The following is an 18,337-nucleotide window of genomic DNA, read 5'->3' as shown; positions in this document are numbered from 1 at the left end:
TCTTAATTTCAAAAAAAAAATTTATTTTTTAATTTTCTTTTTGTTAACTAAACGAATTTTTTGCTGTTTTTGTAAGATAAAAATGTTAATTTGTTCACAAAAATAACAAAAACGTTATTTTTAACATTAAAATTAACAAACGAGTTCGTAGTATAGCACGGATTTTTTCTCATGTAAACATCATTAAATAAACATTTTTGTTTAATTTATACATATTTCTCAGCTAAAAAAATGACAAAAACAAATAAACAGAGGCCTTAGAAATATTTCTAAGGCCTCTGTTTATTTATACGTATTCACAAACTGGACTGTTTCTTGGTAACATTGTTTAGCTTCTTTTGTTTGATAGTCGAATTGATATTCATGTGTGATCGTTGCTTTCTTATCTTTGAAAAAGAGAGCTGAAACTGGAACATTTAAAGTTTTTAACCGCTGAACCAAGGCTAGTCCTTGCTCTTGGAATGAAAAACTATTGCCATCTGTTAGATACGTCGGGGGAAATTCTTTGGTGACTTTATCCACTAAACTCACTTCTTGCAGTTCTGCACTCGTCTGCCAGTCTTTAGTGCCGAGCAAAGACCAAGCCACTGTTTTAACGAAAAATTTCATAAAACGATTATCACTTTGTTGGTTGGCCATTTGTTTCAAATCCACCGGACCACAATACGAGAGTGTGCCTTTTAAATGGCTAGCCGGCAACGCTGCAGTCATCCCTAGTTCTTTGGCATAGTTGGCATTGGTTTGAACTGTTGCATATTGTAGAGCAATCTGTGCACCCGCACTGTCCCCGCCAATAAAAAGCTTAGATAAATCTAACATGGGATATGCTTGTTTCTTTTCTAATAAAAATTGAACAAGTTCATTGACCTGCTGGAGCTGGCTTGGATAAGGTGCGTCTGGTGCTAATTCATAATTCATTGAAATAAAGGCAACTGAGGAATCAGCCACTAAACGTGTCGCAAACTCTTTCATCCCAGACTTATCTCCTCCCACATAGCCACCACCATGGACCCATAAAACGACTGGTACCGCTTGTTTTGACGTTTGGGGATAATACAAATCAAAGGTATTCTTTTTTCTTGAAGAAGGGTATGTTTGATTTTCTTGAAATTGGACATTGGGTAATGCTTTATCATAGGAAGCTGAATCTTTTATTTCAACTTCGCCTGCGAATAACTGGTTGATGACCCAAGCGCCTGGCTTAGGGGATAATTGAAAGGCGAGAAACACGCCTAAGCAAATAACCACAATGATTCCTAACAACCAAAGGATAAAACGTACGATTTTTCTTTTCACTCTATTCACCTGCTTTAATTTGTAGCAAAATTATAGCATGTTTTTTAGCCAAAGCGTTTATTTTGAAACAGCTTTTTTAGAATTTGATGTACTTTTATCATTTGAAATGCTTTCTTAAAAGCTGTAAAATGAACAAAATGACTTTAACCTTTAGGAGGTTGCCAAATGAAAGCTCTGATTTCCATTGATTATACGAATGATTTTGTCGCCACAGACGGAAAACTAACCACTGGTGCCGCTGGGCAAGCCATTGAAACGGCCCTTGTTCAACAAACAAAGCACTATTTTGACAATGGCGATTTTGTGGTTTTTGCCATTGATGGGCATGACCCCCTAGATCGCTATCATCCTGAAAATAAACTTTTCCCGCCCCACAATGTCTTAGGAACTGACGGGCGTAATCTGTTTGGCTCGCTAGCTGATTTTTATCAAGCTCACAAAAATGAGGCAAGCGTTTATTGGATGGACAAACGGCACTATTCTGCTTTTAGTGGTACAGATTTGGACATTCGATTACGAGAACGAGGAATTACAGAGCTTTGTTTAACTGGTGTTTGTACAGATATTTGCGTGTTGCATACGGCTGTCGATGCCTATAATTTAGGCTATCAATTAATGATTCCCGAGAATGCCGTTGCTAGTTTTGATGAACAAGGACACGAATGGGCGTTACGCCACTTTAAACAAACTTTAGGAGCAACCATTCTATAAAAAGACTGGTCAATCCTTCCACGCGCCCTATCTATACTCAAAAAATCGTGTAAACAACACAAAAGAGCCTGGGACAAAAATCACTTTGGATTTTTGTCCCAGGCTTAAAAATTGATAAACGGCGGGAACAGAATAAGCAGAGACTGCTAGTTGATAGAAATTAGCTACTCATAAAAGAGTGGGGAAGCCCACTTTTTTATAGACCAATGACCGTTGCAAAGAAAGGAACTACTAAAACAGTAACTACACCAACCACTACGACAGAAATACTAGCCATAGCAGCCTCTGTTTCGCCCATTTCCATGCCAACTGCCACACCTAGGGCATGTCCGGCCGCACCTAAAGCTAAACCTTTGGCGATTGGATTGTTAATTTTAAACCATTTCAATGCAATTCGGCCCAAGGCATAGGTTAGTACACCATTGAAGATTACAGTAAACGCCGTAATGGAAGTAATGCCGCCAACAGTTTGAGAAATAGGTACGGCAATCGCTGTTGTAGCTGCTTGTGGTAAGATTGAGGCCACTAAATGATTATCCATGCCAATCACTTTTCCTGCAAAATAAACAGCCACTAGCGAACCAAAAGAACCAATTGTTAACGCCGTTAAAATTTCTAACCAATATTTTTTCAACACGTCTCTCTTTTTATATAAAGGAATCGCAAACGCTACTGTCGCAGGCTCTAGAAAGAAGCTGATATATTTGCCACCTTCATTGTATTGCTCGTAACTAATTCCTGTTACTTTTAAAACGACAACGCCTAAAATCATCGCAACGAATAATGGCGTAAATAAGAAGAAACCTTTACTTTTTTTAAACAACCAAGTACCTATGCCAAATACAGCTAATGAAATAATAATGCCAACATACGGATTCATGCGCGAACCTCTCCTTTCGCTTTCTTCGTTGCTGCGGGTTCTTTTTCTTTTCGAGCATCTTTCATATGCAATAAAAAGGCGCCCGTCCAACCAGTCGTTGCTAGTAACGCTAGTGTCGCTACTAAAATAACAAAAACAATTTGAACGCCAAATTGTTGCATAATCCCTAAAGAATTAACTAAGGAAATCCCTGAAGGAACAAATAAAAATGTAATAACCGTTGATAAGCTATTACCTAGCCCTTCCACTTGCTCCAATTTAACAACTTTTGTACATAAACCAATGAACAATAACACCATGCCAATTACTGAAGCAGGCATTGGTATTGGGGAAATGAACGCCAAGCCGTTGGCGATTAACATAATAATGGCAAAAACTGCTGCTTGTTGTAAAAATGAATATACTTTCTTTTCCATTCTTCTTCGCTCCCTTTTGTCTGTTTTCTATGGGTTAAGTATATAAAGAAAACGTTTTTTTAAGGGCTTTTTTTCATGAAATGCCAGAATTTCTTCACCAAATGCAAAAATCACCACTTGAAATGCATTCGACATTTCAAGTGGTGATTTTTTAACTTAAGCCAAGTTTTTCTTTAAATTCTTTGACGTATGAACGGCTAACAGGTACTTTTGAGCCGTTGGTTAAAATTACTTGCAACGTGTTATTAAACCACGGCTGAATTTCTTGAATTTTTGTTCGATTCAAGATGAAACTTCGATGCGTTTTAATAAAGAGCGTGGTAGGTAATTTCTGTTCGATACTGTTGAGGGTCCCTGTCATCTTGTAGACCTGTTGATCCACAAAAATGCTCAGTTGCCGTTCTTCGACAGAAACGAGGTAAATATCTTCTGGCGCCACAAGATAAATGCGGTCTTCCCCTTGAATAGGTATTGCTTCAGATTTCGGTCCTTTTTCAGCAGTATTTTCTGGGACAGCTTGAGCCATTTCTTTCGATGCTTTTTCAATGACTTGTGTTATTTTTTCTTCTTCAAAAGGTTTCAAAATATAATCTTTTGCATTCACTTGAAAGGCCTTTAACGCATATTGATCATAGGCGGTTGCAAAGACCAAGTAGGGCGCTTTTTTAAGATGGGTTAATTTTTCCGCTAAATCAAACCCGCTTTCATCGGTCAAATGAATATCTAAAAATAACAAATCTGGCTTTTGATCCATCATCTCTTCCATTGCCTCCGCCACAGAATCCGCTTCTGCAACGCTCGTCACTTGCGGATGTTGGGAAACAAGATAGCTCAATTCTTCTCGTGCTAAGGGCTCATCATCAACGATTAATACGTGCATCTAATTCCTCCTGTTCCATCGGGATTTCTAAATGAACATGGCTCCCGCCTGTCTCTAAATTTTCAATTAAAAAACAACCTTCTGATCCATAAAGGTTCGCCATTCTGCGGGACAAGTTTTCCAGTGCCGTGCCGGTGCCTTTTTCCGAAGTCACTGTCGTCTTTCCTAATAGCAAGCGGCGTTCTTCAGGAATCCCTTGCCCATTGTCATACACATCCACATGTAATTTGTGTTGTTTTGCTTTGACCACTACCCGGACTTGATTGTTCTCCTTCCGGCTGCCAAATGCATGCTTGATGGTATTTTCCACTAACACCTGAATCGCATACGGCGGTACTTTTTCTGAAGCAACCGCTTCTTCCACGTCAAATGTTACTTGATAACGATTCGGAAACCGTGCTTGTTCTAATGACAAATAGGCTTTTACTTGTTCTAGTTCTTGTAAAACTGGGATCGTAGTTTGCACGGCTCCCTGCAAGTTACCTCGAAAGTATTTGCTTAATTGGAGCAATAGTTTCCGCGCTTTTTCACTGTCTTTCCGCATTAATGCGGAAATAGTATTGATGGCATTAAAGAAGAAATGCGGGTTCACTTGCGCTTGCAAGGATTTAATTTCAGCTTCTTTAAGTAATTTTGATTGTACTTCCGCTTCCCCTAATTCAATTTGTGAAGAAAAAATTGTCCCAAGACCTTCTGCTAGCTGCTCCTCGACATGCGTTAACTGCGCTGGATCCGTAAAGTACATTTTTAAGGTGCCAACAATTTGCTGATGGGAAAATAACGGAATCACAATCGCCGCTTGCAACGGACAATTAGGGTCTGAACAACCGACTTCTTCTTTGGCATGTGCGATGGTCATTCGGCCCGTCCGTAACACTTCCCGAGAAAGCTCTGTAATGACTTCTAGCTCTGGAATATGATGATCGCTTCCTGCGCCAACATGAGCTAAAATTTGATGACTGTTTGTCATGCTAATCGCACTGACTTTTGTATAATGCTTAATAATCTCCGCAACTTTTTTGCTGGAATTTTTATTGAGGCCTTCTCGAAAATATGGCAGTGTTTCCGCTGCTAATTCCAAAACATCGTGCGTCTGAACCGCTTTGGCCTGCTCTTCTTGTTTCAATGTCGTCGTTAGAATCGACATAAAAATGAACGTTCCTACGCTATTTAACAAAATCATCGGCAGCGCAATAAAACGAACCAACGTGGCCCCATCCGATAGATCACCGCTGAAAAAGAAAATAAAAATCATCTGAATCATTTCCATGCACGCTCCGACAATGGCAGAAAAGCCGGCAGACGGAAAAACGGTTTGCTTTGCCATGCGGCTCCCTAAAAAACCGGAAATTAAGCCAACAATTAAAGAAGCAGGCACATAAAAGAAACTATGCCCCCCGCCTTGAATAACCCGATGAAAGCCAGCAATTAAACCAACCGTACTGCCGACAATCGGACCACCCACTAATCCAGAAACGCCAATTACTAACGTACGCGTATTCGCAATGGAAGCATTGCTGCTTAAATAGGTTAGTAAATTATTGGGAACAATCTGATTCTTAGCGATTTCGATACCTGTAAAATTAGAAATAATAGCAAATAAACCAAAAATCAAAATCAATTGAACTTTTGAAGACATTTTTTCACGACTTAATAAAACACGCTTAAAATAAGGCACATTCACTAAAAGAAAGGCCAGTAAAATAATTAAGCCTACCCGTTCCATCATTAAAATAAATAATTCGACCACACCGGCACCTCCTTCCTATTAACTATACTATAAATCAAAGAAAAGAAAAAAATGAAGCTTCTCAAAAAAGAGGCTTCATTTTTTCTATTCATTAAAACGCAGGAATATTAGCGCCTTTAGAATTTTTCTTGATGTATTCAGCAACTTCTTTTGTTGTCATCGCTTCTTTTAAAACCTTGATCTTTTCGCTATCTTTTTCGCCTTTACGTGTCACAACTTGTAATGCGTAATGTTTACTTGCTTCTTCATCTTCTAACAAGATCGCATCTTTCGTTGTTAAACCAGCAGGTTCTAAGTAGGCTGGGTAGCAGAACACCATAGCGATGTCTTTTTCATCGTAGGCTTTAGCTAAATTCAGTAAATCAATGCTTTCAAAAGTGATGTTTTTAGGATTTTCCACGACATCTGCCACCGTACCGTTAAAGCCGACACCTTCTTTTAATTTAATCACGCCGTTTGCATTTAAAATTGCTAAAGCACGACCTTCATTGGTTGGATCGCTAGGAATCCCCACTTTGGCATTTTCAGGTAAATCTTTCGCATCTTGGTATTCTTTTGAATAGAAACCACCAGCAAAATAATAAATCGGTTGAACAGCCACTAAATCAGCTTTTTTCTCTTTGTTGAACATTTCCATGAAGGGTTGATGTTGCGCAAAATTAGCATCCGCTTCGTCATGTTGCACGGCATCGTTGTAGGCAACATTGTCGCTCACTTCCATAATGTTAATTTTGTACCCTTTTTTCTCAGCTTCTTTCTTGGCAATCTCCAAGATATCTTTTGAAGATTCCAATTGCACGGCAACGGTAATCTCCTTGTCTTCTTTCTGGTCTGCTTGTTTATTTCCCCCACAGGCAGCTAAAATAACTGTTGCAATAACAGCGAATGTTGCTAAATAAAACTTCTTCATTCTTTTGTCCTCCTACTTTCTTTTGTCTAGTTTTTGGGCAATGAAGTTCCCAAGCATTTGTAAAATGAAGACCAGTGCAATCATAATCACAATGGCAACATACATAATACCGTATTCATACCGTTGATACCCGACACGAACTGCAAAATCGCCAATCCCGCCGCCACCAACAACACCCATCACCGTGGAATATGAAACCATACTCACTGTCGTGGTTGTGTAAGCAAGGACCAATCCGCTACGTGCTTCCACCAATAAAAAGTGCCAAATGTATTGGACTTTCGAGGTGCCTAACGAATTAGCTAAAAAATAAATTTCTTCTGGAACATCCAACAGCACTTGTTCAACCAAGCGAGCAAAAATCGCGATCGCAACAATACTCAATGGCACAGATGAAGGAATTGGGCCAAACGCCTTTCCTAAAACAGAACGAGTAACTGGAATCAACGCAATCACAAATAATAAATAAGGAAACGAACGAATAACAGTTACAATGAAATTTAAAACCCAGTACAGCCAAGGTTGATGCCCTTTGACTTTCGGATTAGCCAAAAATAGTCCTAAGCCTAAAGGCAAGCCGACAAGCAAACAGATAGCCATCGAAATCGACATCATAATCCCTGTTTCTTTTAAACCAACCAGCATAGATGGCCAATATTCGGCAAAGGTTTCTGAAAAAGTCATGGGCGCAAACTCCTTTCCACTTTTTCTAAATAGGAAAGCGGTTCTTCCTCATATTGCTGAGGATTATTCAGAAATTCGCCAATTAGCTGACCTTTTTCCATCACTAAGATACGATTACATAAGCGCTTCACGGTTTCTAATTCGTGACTGACAAAGAAAATAGTCGGCCGGAATTCCTGATGCGTCTTATGTAATAGTCGAACGACACTTTCTGTATTTTCTTCATCTAATGAACTCGTTGCCTCGTCACATAATAACCATTTTGGATTACGGCTCAACGCTCGAGCAATAGAGACACGCTGTTTTTCCCCACCAGAAAGCTGAGCAGGATACGCTTCTGCCTTATGGGCCATATCAACAAACGTTAATAAACGCTCAATTTTTTCAGGCTGTTTCTCTTTTAAAAGTTTCAAAGGCAATGCAACATTATCATAAATTTTCAAATTTTCTAACAAATTGTAATGCTGAAACACCATCCCCATTTGTTGTTGCTGCTGGCGAACTTCTTTTTTAGAGAAGGTTTGAACATTTCTGCCATCAATACGAATCTCCCCTTCACTCGGTTGTTCCATTAAATTCAACAAACGTAACAACGTGGACTTGCCAGAGCCACTTTTCCCAACAATCCCAACGATTTCTCCTGGTTGGACAGAAAAGTGAATATTTTTTAACGCGTGTGTCTCTTGATAGTCTTTCGACACATTCACTAACTCAATCATGATTACCTCCTAAAGGCCGACAAACAAACTATAACAACTAAAAAAACTGTATAACAATTAAAGTAATTCTGTGAAACGATTTAAAAAACTATTACGAATTAAAAAATAACACACGTTTCGAAAAACAGTGTTATACCAGAGATGTAACTACTTACATCATCTACTAAAACAGAAAAAAAAGCAACCTTTTTATTTGTGAAAAAAACACTATCTGTTTTTTGTCTGTATTATTTTGTACAAATGAATTAAAAATTTCCTGTTTCTACAGCTATTTCCCCACGCTCCTCTAAAAAAAGACATTCTCAGAAACGAGGCATCCAAAAAGGGAAAAGCGCTCGTAACGATAATGTCTCTAATGGTTTACTTTTTAAATACAACTGTTTCTTCGACAGTAATTCTTTCAGCTAATGATTGAATCACTGGACAGTTTGGGGAGACAAGCTTCAAACACCGTGTCGCCCGTGCTTGAAAGGCTTCTGGAACAGACACATAAAAGAGAATCGTCACCTGTTTTAATGGTTGTGCTCGTCTCTCTACTTCTCTTGAATACGTGACTTCTATTTTTTCAAACTCAAAGGGAATGTGCGAATTTTCCAAAACGGATTGATACACGTACCCCCCACAAGCGCCAATTGCCGAAACGAGCATTTGAACTGGCGAATATCCCTCTTCTTTTGCTAACACCCAGCGCGCTGTTTTCGTTTGTAATTCAAATTTTTCCACACCACGAATAATCGTCAAACGTTCTACCATTGCCATCTTCACTCCTTTTTACTCTTTCTTAAAAGATACTACAAAACAGCTCTAAAACAAACATTTCTAACTTCTCAACTTAGCAAGTCCTAAAAAAAAACGAAATTCTCACTTGACAAACAACGCAACACCTGATAATATACTTCCGTTCAAATCGTAACCATTACGATTTAGATTTTATAAATCCAAAAAGAAAGGAAGTGCCTTATGGCTAAAAAATCAAAAATTGCTAAAGCAAAAAAACAACAAGCAATGATTGCAAAATATGCGCCTATTCGCCAAGCCTTAAAAGAAGCTGGCGATTATGAAGGTCTTAGCAAATTGCCAAAAGATGCTCATCCAAGTCGCTTAAAACTCCGTGATCAAACAGATGGGCGCCCACGTGGCTACATGCGTAAATTTGGCATGTCGCGGATTCGTTTCCGTGAATTGGCTCACCAAGGCTTGATTCCTGGCGTCAAAAAAGCAAGCTGGTAACTCATTATTTCGATAAAGACAACTAGCGAGGACAGTCGCATTTAGGCTGACCTCGCAGCCCCCTTTATCTTTTATACGCAATTAAAAAAATCAAATTGGAGGACGGCACTATGCGCCAAACCATTACGTTAGCTTGCGCTGAAACTGGCGAGCGCCTTTACTTAACAAGTAAAAACAAACGAAATACACCAGAAAAATTACAGCTGAAAAAATATTCACCAAAACTACGGCGCCGCGCACTTTTCACTGAAGTCAAATAACAGGAGGAAAACTTGATGGGCATTCCAATCACCATTGTTTCTGGCTTTTTAGGCGCAGGAAAAACAACCTTAATTAACCATGCGCTTGCGCAGTCACCGTTTCCTAAAGAAGAAATTATTATTATTGAAAATGAATTTGGTCAAACAGGCGTTGACCACGCATTACTTTTACAAACCACGGAACGAATTATTCAATTAAATAACGGTTGCATGTGTTGCAGCTTACGAGGAGATCTTCTTGCCTCTTTATCAGCAATCTTAGAAGTGTACCAAGAAGAACAACAAACCGTTGCCCAAGTCATTTTAGAAACAACGGGCATTGCTGATCCGCAACCAATCATTCAAACAATTTTAACGACCCCGCACATCAAAAATCATTTCTATATAGACAGTCTCTTAACGGTCGTTGATGGGCATCATTGGCAACAGCAACTTCAAGAAGCCGAAGCCATCAAACAACTGGCCTTAGCAGATCGCCTCTTTTTTTCTGTCAAGGAACCAGCAGACAGCACTCAGCTACCAACGTTCCAAGAAACCCTTCGTACCATTAATCCTTTTGCTGATATTTTATCCTTTCAAGCCAACGAGCCTCTTTTGGCTAGTGACTTTTTTCAATTAAATAAGTTTACGGCAACACTTACAGAACACGAAATGACTCATTCCCCGCATGAGCACGCCCACGAGCATCATCACCATACCTTTCACTCCCTCACGCTAACGGCGTCCTCAGCCCTCAACGAACCTCTTTTCACTCGTTGGCTTGATTGGTTAATGTATACGCATCAGGAAAAGTTATACCGTTTCAAAGGGATTCTCGCCTTACAGGAGCATGACTTGGCCATTGCCATGCAAGGCGTCAACCAGCAAGTGGCCTTTCAAATGACGAATCAACCCCCTCAAGAAACGACAATTGTTCTGATTGGCAAAGAATTAGAGACAAAAAAAATCCAAGAAACCTTTCAAACCCTCAACAAAATAGCTACTCCGTAAATTATTTTTTTACGAAATGGAGGTCCTATATATAATGGAAAAAACTGACTTATCTAGTGCTTATCGTCGACTGAAAAGTCCCAACATCAAAACACGAAAACGCGCACTTAAAATCATTAAAGAACATAAGCGCAATAAACAAAAGAAAATTGCGTAATTCACTAAAGGAGCACACCTATGAAAAAATTTACTCTTCCCCTGTTAGCCGCCTTATCGCTAATCCTTTTCGGCGCTTGCGGCAGAACAAACACCTCTGATAAAACAGCTGACGGTAAAGAAAAACTATCCATTGTCACGACTTTTTATCCTATGTACGATTTCACTAAAAATATTGTAGGCGATGAAGGAGACGTCAAATTGTTAATCCCTGCTGGTTCTGAACCCCACGATTATGAACCATCCGCCAAAGATATGGCTACCATCCATGATGCGGATGTTTTCGTTTACCACAATGAAAATATGGAATCTTGGGTACCAAAAGCTGCTAAAGGCTGGAAAAAAGGAGCCCCGAACGTCATTAAAGGTACCGAAAACATGGTCTTACTTCCTGGCAGTGACGAAGACGGACACGACCATGACCACGAACACGGCGAAGAAGGCCACCACCATGAATTAGATCCGCATACTTGGGTTTCGCCCCATCGTGCCATTCAAGAAGTCACAAACATCAAAGAACAATTAGTCAAACTTTACCCTAAAAAAGCCAAAACATTTGAAACAAACGCAGAAAAATACTTAACAAAATTAACAGCCTTAGACAAAGAGTTCCAAACAGCTTTGAAAGACGCTAAGCAAAAAAGTTTTGTTACCCAACATGCTGCATTTGGTTATCTTGCCTTAGATTACGGCTTAAAACAAGTGCCAATAGCTGGTTTAACACCTGAACAAGAGCCAACTGCAGGGCGTTTGGCAGAGTTGAAAAAATATGTCACAGACAATCAAATTCGCTATATTTATTTTGAAAAAAATGCCAACGATAAAATTGCTAAAACGTTAGCTGACGAAGCGAATGTTCAATTGGAAGTCCTAAACCCACTAGAAAGTTTGACACAAAAACAAATGGACAATGGCGAAGATTATCTTTCTGTAATGAAAGAAAACTTAACTGCTTTGAAAAAAACAACAGATACAGCTGGGAAAGAGGTTCAGCCAGAAACCTCTGAAAAAACAGAAAAAACCGTGGCTAACGGCTATTTCAAAGACAGTGAGGTGGCTGAGAGAACACTGGCAGATTACGCTGGAAATTGGCAATCCGTCTATCCTTTATTAAAAGATGGCACATTAGATCAGGTCTTTGATTACAAAGCGAAACTGAAAAAAGATAAAACACCAGCCGAATACAAAACCTACTATGATGCCGGCTATCAAACCGATGTCGACCACATCAACATCACTGATTCCACCATCGAGTTTCTGGTCGATGGCAAACCACAAAAATTCACCTATAAAGCAGCCGGTTATAAAATTTTAAACTATGCAAAAGGCAACCGTGGCGTCCGTTTCCTTTTTGAAACAGACGATGCCAATGCTGGGCGGTTTAAATACGTCCAATTTAGCGACCACAACATTGCACCAACGAAAGCCGCTCATTTCCACATCTTCTTCGGCGGCGATAGCCAAGAAAGTCTGTTCAATGAAATGGACAACTGGCCAACGTATTATCCAAGCGACTTAAGCAAACAAGAAATTGCCCAAGAAATGATTGCGCATTAAGCATTCAAAAGAGAGGAGATAGCATTAGCTAAAATGCTGCCTCCTCTCTTTTTTTATTTAGTCAAGCACACCATGTTCTGCTTCAAACGTCGCTAACAACTGGCGCACTTCATCCGTTGATTTTGTATTCATTAATTGTGCTCTTAAATCACTGGCACCTGGAAAGCCTTTGACATAAATTTTGAAGAAGCGATGCAGCCCAACGATGGAGCGAGGCACCAATTCTGCATACTTGTCTTGCAAATCCAATTGTAAACGTAGCAAGCCCAGCAATTCTTGTGGCGTATGTGTTTTGGGTTCTTTTTCAAAGGCATAAGGATTTTTAAAAATCCCCCGACCAATCATGATGCCATCTACACCATATTGTTCTGCTAATTCTAGGCCCTTTTGACGATCGGGAATATCCCCATTAATCGTAATTGTCGTTTGCGGTGCGACACGGTCCCGAATAGCCATAATTTGCGGAATGACCTCCCAATGGGCATCCACTTTACTCATCTCTTTTCGTGTTCGCAAATGAATGGATAGATTCGCAATGTCTTGCTCTAATAAATGCGTGATCCACGCCTCCATTTCCGCCATTTCAGTAAACCCAATACGTGTTTTGACACTAACAGGTAAGCCGCCTGCTTTGGCGGCGTCAATCAATTCAGCCGCGACTTCTGGGCGCAAAATTAACCCGCTGCCTTTTCCACGCTCAGCCACGTTGGGCACAGGACAGCCCATATTTATATCTAATCCTTGAAAGCCCATCTCCGCTACGCCGATACTCATTTCACGGAAAAATTCCGGTTTATCCCCCCAAATATGTGCCACCATCGGCTGTTCATCTTCTGTAAAAACGAGGCGCCCGCGCACACTGTCTTTCCCTTCAGGATGACAATAACTATCTGAATTAGTAAATTCTGTAAAAAACACATCTGGTGCCCCAGCTTCTTTCACGACATGACGAAAGACCACATCAGTGACATCTTCCATTGGTGCTAAAACAAAAAAGGGCTTTGGCAATGTTGCCCAAAAATTCTTGCTCATCTTCATATACTCCGTTTCTGATTTTTTCTTTATTTTCAACGACAATTGTCGACATATTCTGGTGCGAAACATTGCTATTATACAGGGAAATACACGAAGAATCAAAAAAGCATACTTAGAAACAAGAAAACTGTCTGAATCTGCTCGCTAGAATGAGTGATTCAGACAGTTTAATCTTTTTACAGCTTAACTACGTAAGCCACGCCCTGTTTCTACAAGGTACCAACAAATGCCATATAAAACGACAATAAATAAGATTAAAATGGTCATAGAAATACCAATTGGCACATCTTGAACCCCTAGGAAACCGTAGCGGAACCCAGAAATCATGTAAACAATCGGATTAACTTTTGAGACAGCTTGCCAAAATGGCGGTAACATGGAAATGGCATAGAAAACCCCACCCAAATAGGTTAAAGGCTGTAACACAAAGGTCGGCACAATCGATACATCATCATAGGATTGCGCAAAAATACCATTTAACAAACCAGCTAAAGAAAAAAGAATCGCTGTCATCAATAAAGTCATGATGACCATCAGCCAAGAAACAACGTGCAATGGCACAAAAAATAGAGAAATGATGGTGACTAACGCACCGACCAAAATACTACGACCAACGCCACCAATCACAAATCCCCAAATAATCACATGAGTTGGAACTGGCGCCACGAGAATTTCTTCGATATTTTTCTGGAATTTTTGTGAGAAAAAGGAAGATGAAACATTGGCATACGAGCTTGTAATGGCTGACATCATAATTAAACCTGGCACGATAAATTCCATATAAGAAAAACCGCCCATGTCGCCAATTCGCCCGCCAATCATTTTCCCAAAAATCACAAAATATAAGGACGTCGTAATCACTGGCGGTACCAGTGTTTGGACCCAAATCCGTAAATAACGGTTGGTTTCCTTCACAGCTAAACTTTTTAAAGCAGTAAAATACAGACTAAACATGTTGATCCTCCCTTTGGTACGTATCCTCGGTAATCTTCAAGAAGAGCTCTTCCAAACGGTTGGACTTATTCCGCATTGACAATACTTTGATTCCTTGTTGACTTAGCTGTTCAAACAAGTGATTGACTCCTTGGTTTCGTTCCACTTCCACCGCTAACGTTAACTCGTCCTCAAATACGCTTTGATAGCCTTCAATAACTGGCGCCTGCGTATAAGGTGCTAAATCAAAAATAAACGTTTCAAATTGTAATTTTGCTAACAAGTGCTTCATGCTGGTGTTTTCAATCAATTCACCAGACTGAATAATCCCAATGTTGCGACACAACATCTCAGCTTCTTCTAAGTAATGGGTCGTCAAAATAATCGTGGTTCCCTGCGCATTTAACTCTTGTAAAAAGGCCCACATTTCACGGCGCAATTCAATATCGACACCTGCAGTTGGTTCATCTAAAATCAATAACTTCGGCTCATGCATCAGCGCGCGAGCAATCATTAACCGACGTTTCATTCCGCCAGAAAGCATCCGAGCCCGCTCGTTCCGTTTTTCCCATAAGTTGGATTGTTTTAAATATTTTTCACTCCGTTTCATGGCTTCTTTACGAGACACCCCATAATAGCCCGCTTGATTGACCACAATCTGTTGGACCGTTTCAAACGGATTGAAGTTAAACTCCTGCGGCACTAACCCAATCTGTTGCTTCGCCCGCACCATTTCCGTATCTAAATCATACCCAAAAATTTTGACTTTCCCCGAAGTCTTATTAACTAACGAGGTCACAATCCCAATCGTCGTTGATTTTCCTGCGCCATTCGGTCCCAAAAGAGCATAAAAATCGCCTTCTTCGACTGTTAAATCAATCCCCCGCAACGCTTCAACACCTGAAGCGTACACTTTGCGTAAATCTTGTATCACAAGAGCATCAGTCATTCGTAACTCTCCTTAATGTATAAATATTCATGAGTATTATTGTAACACTTCTCGATAAAAACGGGGGTTATTTTGATTAAATTTCACAGTTTTGCTTAGCTATTTTTCAACAACAAACTAGCCAACGATTAACGTGTTTATTTTGACTCGAAACTGTTTAAACAGTTTCGAGAGCGTTAAAACCCTTTCAAATCAAGGATTTAGAGTTCTCTTTTTTTGGCATAGAACTTGCTTTATATAAAAGTGAGGTGAAAAGAATGAAAAGAAAATTTTTAATTGCTAGTCACGGAAACTTAGCGAAAGGCTTCCAAAGTTCCTTGGATATTCTCGCAGACAAAGGAAAAGAGCTGGCGGTCATCAATGCCTATGTGACTCCTGAGGACTACACGCCAATTATTCAAACGTTTCTTCAGTCCCTAGGCGCAGAAGAACAAGCTATTATTTTAACAGATTTATATGGTGGTAGTGTCAATCAAAAAATTGTTCAAGAAGTCATGACGACAAAACCAGACAATGTTTTTATCATTTCCAATGCCAACTTAGCCATTGCCTTGTCGCTGATTTTCTTAAAAGAAGGCGAAAAGCTAACCAAAGAAGATATTCAAGCAGCAATTGCTGAAGCACAAATTCAATTCGTTGAATTAAACCCATCAAATGAAGAAGAGAATTTTTTTTAGGAGGAAATTAAAATGATTACACAAGTACGAGTAGACGACAGATTAATTCACGGCCAAGTAGCCGTAGTTTGGACCAAAGAATTGAATGCCCCCTTATTAGTTGTAGCGAATGATGAAGCAGCCAAAAACGAAGTAATGCAAATGACGTTAAAAATGGCGGTCCCTAATGGCATGAAACTATTAATTCGCTCAGTTGATGATGCGATTGATGTCTTCAATGATCCTCGTGGTAAAGACAAACGAATTTTTGTAATTGTGAACAGTGTAGCGGATGCTACTAAAATTGCGAAAAACGTGACAGATATTGAAAGTGTGAATGTTGCCAACGCTGGCCGCTTTGATAAATCAGATCCAGCCACCAAAACAATGGTTTTCCCAAGTGTCCAATTAAACCCTGAAGAGTTAGAAGCTGCCAAAGAATTAGCCAGTTTGACTCACGTGGAAAGCTATAACCAAGTACTGCCAACCAACTCAAAATTAAGTTTAAAACAAGCCGTCAATTAAAAGGAGGAAATGAACAATGCTTATGCATGCAACAATGGCAGCCTTAGCTGTATTTATCTGTTTTGCTGGGAACTATTTAACTGGTCAAAGTATGATGGAACGTCCCTTAGTCGTTGGATTAGTCACAGGAATTTTAATGGGCGACATGAAAACAGGGGTCTTAATGGGGGCCTCTTTAGAAGCAATTTTCTTAGGAAATGTTAATATCGGTGGTGTTATCGCAGCGGAACCTGTAACTGCGACTACTTTAGCCACAACGTTTGCAATTATTTCAAATGTCGAACAAAAAGCCGCCATGACGTTAGCCGTACCAATTGGGATGTTAGCCGCTTTCGTGGTGATGTTTTTAAAAAATGTCTTTATGAATATCTTTGCTCCTTCTCTTGACAAAGCAGCCCGTGAAGGCAACCAAAAAATGGTTGTGACACTGCATTACGGAACGTGGATCATTTATTATTTAATCATCGCTTCGATTTCATTTATCGGAATTTTAGCAGGAAGCGGGCCAGTAAATCTGTTTGTTGAAAGCATTCCACAAAATTTGATGAACGGCTTAAGCGCAGCTGGCGGACTTTTACCTGCCGTTGGGTTTGCTATGTTAATGAAACTGTTATGGGATAATAAATTAGCCGTCTTTTACATTTTAGGCTTTGTTTTAACCGCGTACCTACAATTACCAGCCGTTGCGGTGGCGGTCATCGGGACAGTAATTTGTGTCGTGAGTGCCCAACGGGATGTAGAATTCCGCGACATTCTAAAAAGAAAACCTGCGGCGTCTTCTGCGGTTGAAGGCAGCGCGAAAGAAATCGAAGAGGAGGACTTTTTCGCATGAAGTTAAAAGAGAATTTATCTAAAGAAGAGAAAAAAATGATGCGCTCTGTTTTCTGGCGTTCTTGGACGATGAACGCTAGCCGGACAGGAGCTACACAATACCACGCAGTGGGTGTCATGTACACTTTACTCCCAGTTATCAATCGTTTTTATAAAACCAAGGAAGAACGGGCCGAGGCATTGGTGCGTCACACCACTTGGTTCAATGCAACCATGCATATCAATAACTTCATCATGGGGCTCGTCGCTTCGATGGAAAAACAAAACAGTGAAGACGAAAATTTTGATGCTAGCTCTATTACAGCAGTTAAAGCCTCACTAATGGGGCCACTTTCAGGCATCGGTGATTCCTTCTTCTGGGGCATCTTGCGTGTCATTGCTGCTGGGATTGGGATTTCATTAGCCAGCACCGGTTCGCCATTAGGGGCGATTGTCTTCTTACTTTTATACAACGTCCCTGCGTTCTTAATTCACTATTATGCGTTGTATAGCGGCTACTCAATCGGTGAAAGTTTTATCCAAAAAATGTACGAATCAGGCGGAATGAAGATACTCACAAAAGTATCAAGTATGCTAGGCTTAATGATGATGGGCAGTATGACTGCTTCAAATGTAAAATTCAAAACGATTCTTGAAGTTTCCGTTAAAGGAAGCGAAGACGCAGTTAAAATCCAAGACTATTTGGATCAACTATTCGTCGGTATCGTACCATTAGCCGTGACGTTACTTGCTTTCTGGCTATTACGCAAAAAAGTCAATGTTAACGTGGTGATGTTTGGTATCATGTTCTTAGGCATCTTGCTAGGATTACTAGGCATCTGTTAAAATTGAAACAATAAACATTTAATTATTAAACACTTAGAGCCTGAGACAAAAATCCAAAGTGATTTTTATCTCAGGCTTAAAAGCTGATAAACGGCGGGAACAGAAGCAACCCCTGTCCCGACCTCTCTTTTGGAAGGACGATGA

At 39.9% G+C, this 18,337-nt stretch carries 22 protein-coding genes; 10 read left to right on the top strand and 12 right to left on the bottom strand.

Going from position 1 to position 18,337, the window contains the following annotated elements; translation table 11 throughout:
• Positions 1-282: 282 nt before the first annotated feature.
• On the bottom strand, positions 283-1,296 hold the full coding sequence (locus AB3I34_RS10695) for an alpha/beta hydrolase (RefSeq protein ID WP_002365410.1): 1,014 nt from the start codon (positions 1,294-1,296) through the stop codon (positions 283-285).
• Positions 1,297-1,461: 165 nt separating this feature from the next.
• Here AB3I34_RS10695 and AB3I34_RS10690 point away from each other — a divergent pair, with 165 nt between their 5' ends.
• Positions 1,462-2,007, top strand: coding sequence for a cysteine hydrolase family protein (locus AB3I34_RS10690; protein ID WP_002381050.1), 546 nt, complete (start codon positions 1,462-1,464; stop codon positions 2,005-2,007).
• A 196-nt stretch (positions 2,008-2,203) separates the two neighbouring features.
• Here the strand turns inward: AB3I34_RS10690 and lrgB are convergent, their stop codons facing one another.
• From lrgB to AB3I34_RS10650, 8 genes are all read right to left on the bottom strand, one after another.
• Complete coding sequence (gene lrgB / locus AB3I34_RS10685) at positions 2,204-2,887, bottom strand: antiholin-like protein LrgB (RefSeq protein ID WP_105223157.1); 684 nt, start codon at positions 2,885-2,887, stop codon at positions 2,204-2,206.
• The gene (gene lrgA / locus AB3I34_RS10680; protein WP_002354829.1) at positions 2,884-3,303 is read right to left on the bottom strand and encodes an antiholin-like murein hydrolase modulator LrgA; all 420 of its coding nucleotides are present in this window, start codon (positions 3,301-3,303) and stop codon (positions 2,884-2,886) included. Before lrgA ends, lrgB begins: the two co-directional genes overlap by 4 nt.
• A gap of 151 nt (positions 3,304-3,454) precedes the next feature.
• Positions 3,455-4,183, bottom strand: a complete 729-nt coding sequence (locus tag AB3I34_RS10675; RefSeq protein WP_002407841.1) for a LytTR family DNA-binding domain-containing protein — start codon at positions 4,181-4,183, stop codon at positions 3,455-3,457.
• The gene (locus AB3I34_RS10670; protein ID WP_085444201.1) at positions 4,164-5,933 is read right to left on the bottom strand and encodes a sensor histidine kinase; all 1,770 of its coding nucleotides are present in this window, start codon (positions 5,931-5,933) and stop codon (positions 4,164-4,166) included. Before AB3I34_RS10670 ends, AB3I34_RS10675 begins: the two co-directional genes overlap by 20 nt.
• A gap of 91 nt (positions 5,934-6,024) precedes the next feature.
• Positions 6,025-6,843 carry a MetQ/NlpA family ABC transporter substrate-binding protein gene (locus AB3I34_RS10665; protein WP_002354826.1) on the bottom strand — a complete coding sequence of 273 codons (819 nt, stop codon included), beginning with the start codon at positions 6,841-6,843 and terminating at the stop codon, positions 6,025-6,027.
• Positions 6,844-6,855: 12 nt separating this feature from the next.
• Positions 6,856-7,527, bottom strand: a complete 672-nt coding sequence (locus AB3I34_RS10660; protein WP_002368484.1) for a methionine ABC transporter permease — start codon at positions 7,525-7,527, stop codon at positions 6,856-6,858.
• Entirely contained in the window at positions 7,524-8,246 is a 723-nt protein-coding gene (locus AB3I34_RS10655; RefSeq protein WP_002415609.1) for an ATP-binding cassette domain-containing protein, read from the bottom strand. Before AB3I34_RS10655 ends, AB3I34_RS10660 begins: the two co-directional genes overlap by 4 nt.
• A 360-nt stretch (positions 8,247-8,606) precedes the next feature.
• Complete coding sequence (locus tag AB3I34_RS10650; protein WP_002394733.1) at positions 8,607-9,005, bottom strand: OsmC family protein; 399 nt, start codon at positions 9,003-9,005, stop codon at positions 8,607-8,609.
• A 201-nt stretch (positions 9,006-9,206) separates the two neighbouring features.
• Between AB3I34_RS10650 and rpsN the strand changes: the two genes are divergently transcribed.
• From rpsN to AB3I34_RS10625, 5 genes are all read left to right on the top strand, one after another.
• A complete protein-coding gene (gene rpsN / locus AB3I34_RS10645; protein ID WP_002354822.1) occupies positions 9,207-9,476 on the top strand; it encodes a 30S ribosomal protein S14 in 270 nt (89 codons plus the stop codon).
• 110 nt (positions 9,477-9,586) lie between these two features.
• Positions 9,587-9,736, top strand: coding sequence for a 50S ribosomal protein L33 (rpmG, locus tag AB3I34_RS10640; RefSeq protein WP_002354818.1), 150 nt, complete (start codon positions 9,587-9,589; stop codon positions 9,734-9,736).
• Between the two features lie 15 nt (positions 9,737-9,751).
• Entirely contained in the window at positions 9,752-10,726 is a 975-nt protein-coding gene (locus AB3I34_RS10635; protein WP_002368487.1) for a GTP-binding protein, read from the top strand.
• Positions 10,727-10,760: 34 nt separating this feature from the next.
• Positions 10,761-10,883 (top strand): putative metal homeostasis protein, encoded by a 123-nt coding sequence (locus tag AB3I34_RS10630; RefSeq protein ID WP_002383181.1) that lies wholly within the window; start codon positions 10,761-10,763, stop codon positions 10,881-10,883.
• A gap of 20 nt (positions 10,884-10,903) precedes the next feature.
• Positions 10,904-12,439 (top strand): zinc ABC transporter substrate-binding protein AdcA, encoded by a 1,536-nt coding sequence (locus AB3I34_RS10625; RefSeq protein WP_010816854.1) that lies wholly within the window; start codon positions 10,904-10,906, stop codon positions 12,437-12,439.
• Positions 12,440-12,496: 57 nt separating this feature from the next.
• Here AB3I34_RS10625 and AB3I34_RS10620 read toward each other — a convergent pair whose 3' ends face one another.
• The 3 genes from AB3I34_RS10620 to AB3I34_RS10610 all read right to left on the bottom strand — a co-directional run bounded on the left by AB3I34_RS10620 (position 12,497) and on the right by AB3I34_RS10610 (position 15,356).
• Positions 12,497-13,471: a tRNA-dihydrouridine synthase gene (locus AB3I34_RS10620; RefSeq protein WP_002413934.1), complete on the bottom strand. Its 975-nt coding sequence runs from the start codon at positions 13,469-13,471 to the stop codon at positions 12,497-12,499.
• 186 nt (positions 13,472-13,657) lie between these two features.
• A complete protein-coding gene (locus AB3I34_RS10615) occupies positions 13,658-14,428 on the bottom strand; it encodes an ABC transporter permease (protein ID WP_002354811.1) in 771 nt (256 codons plus the stop codon).
• Entirely contained in the window at positions 14,421-15,356 is a 936-nt protein-coding gene (locus AB3I34_RS10610; RefSeq protein ID WP_002354809.1) for an ABC transporter ATP-binding protein, read from the bottom strand. The genes AB3I34_RS10615 and AB3I34_RS10610 overlap by 8 nt, the downstream gene beginning before the upstream one ends.
• 257 nt (positions 15,357-15,613) lie before the next feature.
• On the opposite strand from AB3I34_RS10610, the gene AB3I34_RS10605 reads away from it, so the two are divergent.
• From AB3I34_RS10605 to AB3I34_RS10590, 4 genes are read left to right on the top strand one after another with little or no spacing between them, the layout of a single operon-like run.
• Positions 15,614-16,033, top strand: coding sequence for a PTS sugar transporter subunit IIA (locus AB3I34_RS10605; RefSeq protein WP_002354802.1), 420 nt, complete (start codon positions 15,614-15,616; stop codon positions 16,031-16,033).
• 12 nt (positions 16,034-16,045) lie between these two features.
• Positions 16,046-16,537, top strand: coding sequence for a PTS sugar transporter subunit IIB (locus AB3I34_RS10600; RefSeq protein WP_002354800.1), 492 nt, complete (start codon positions 16,046-16,048; stop codon positions 16,535-16,537).
• Positions 16,538-16,553: 16 nt separating this feature from the next.
• Positions 16,554-17,369 (top strand): PTS mannose/fructose/sorbose/N-acetylgalactosamine transporter subunit IIC, encoded by an 816-nt coding sequence (locus tag AB3I34_RS10595; protein ID WP_002365419.1) that lies wholly within the window; start codon positions 16,554-16,556, stop codon positions 17,367-17,369.
• Entirely contained in the window at positions 17,366-18,193 is an 828-nt protein-coding gene (locus tag AB3I34_RS10590; protein ID WP_002415607.1) for a PTS system mannose/fructose/sorbose family transporter subunit IID, read from the top strand. The genes AB3I34_RS10595 and AB3I34_RS10590 overlap by 4 nt, the downstream gene beginning before the upstream one ends.
• The last annotated feature ends 144 nt before the right edge of the window (positions 18,194-18,337 follow it).

Origin of the sequence: Enterococcus sp. C102(2024), from assembly GCF_040888205.1 — a bacterium.
GTDB classification, from domain to species: domain Bacteria; phylum Bacillota; class Bacilli; order Lactobacillales; family Enterococcaceae; genus Enterococcus; species Enterococcus faecalis.
This window is presented reverse-complemented; position numbering and strand designations above follow the sequence as displayed.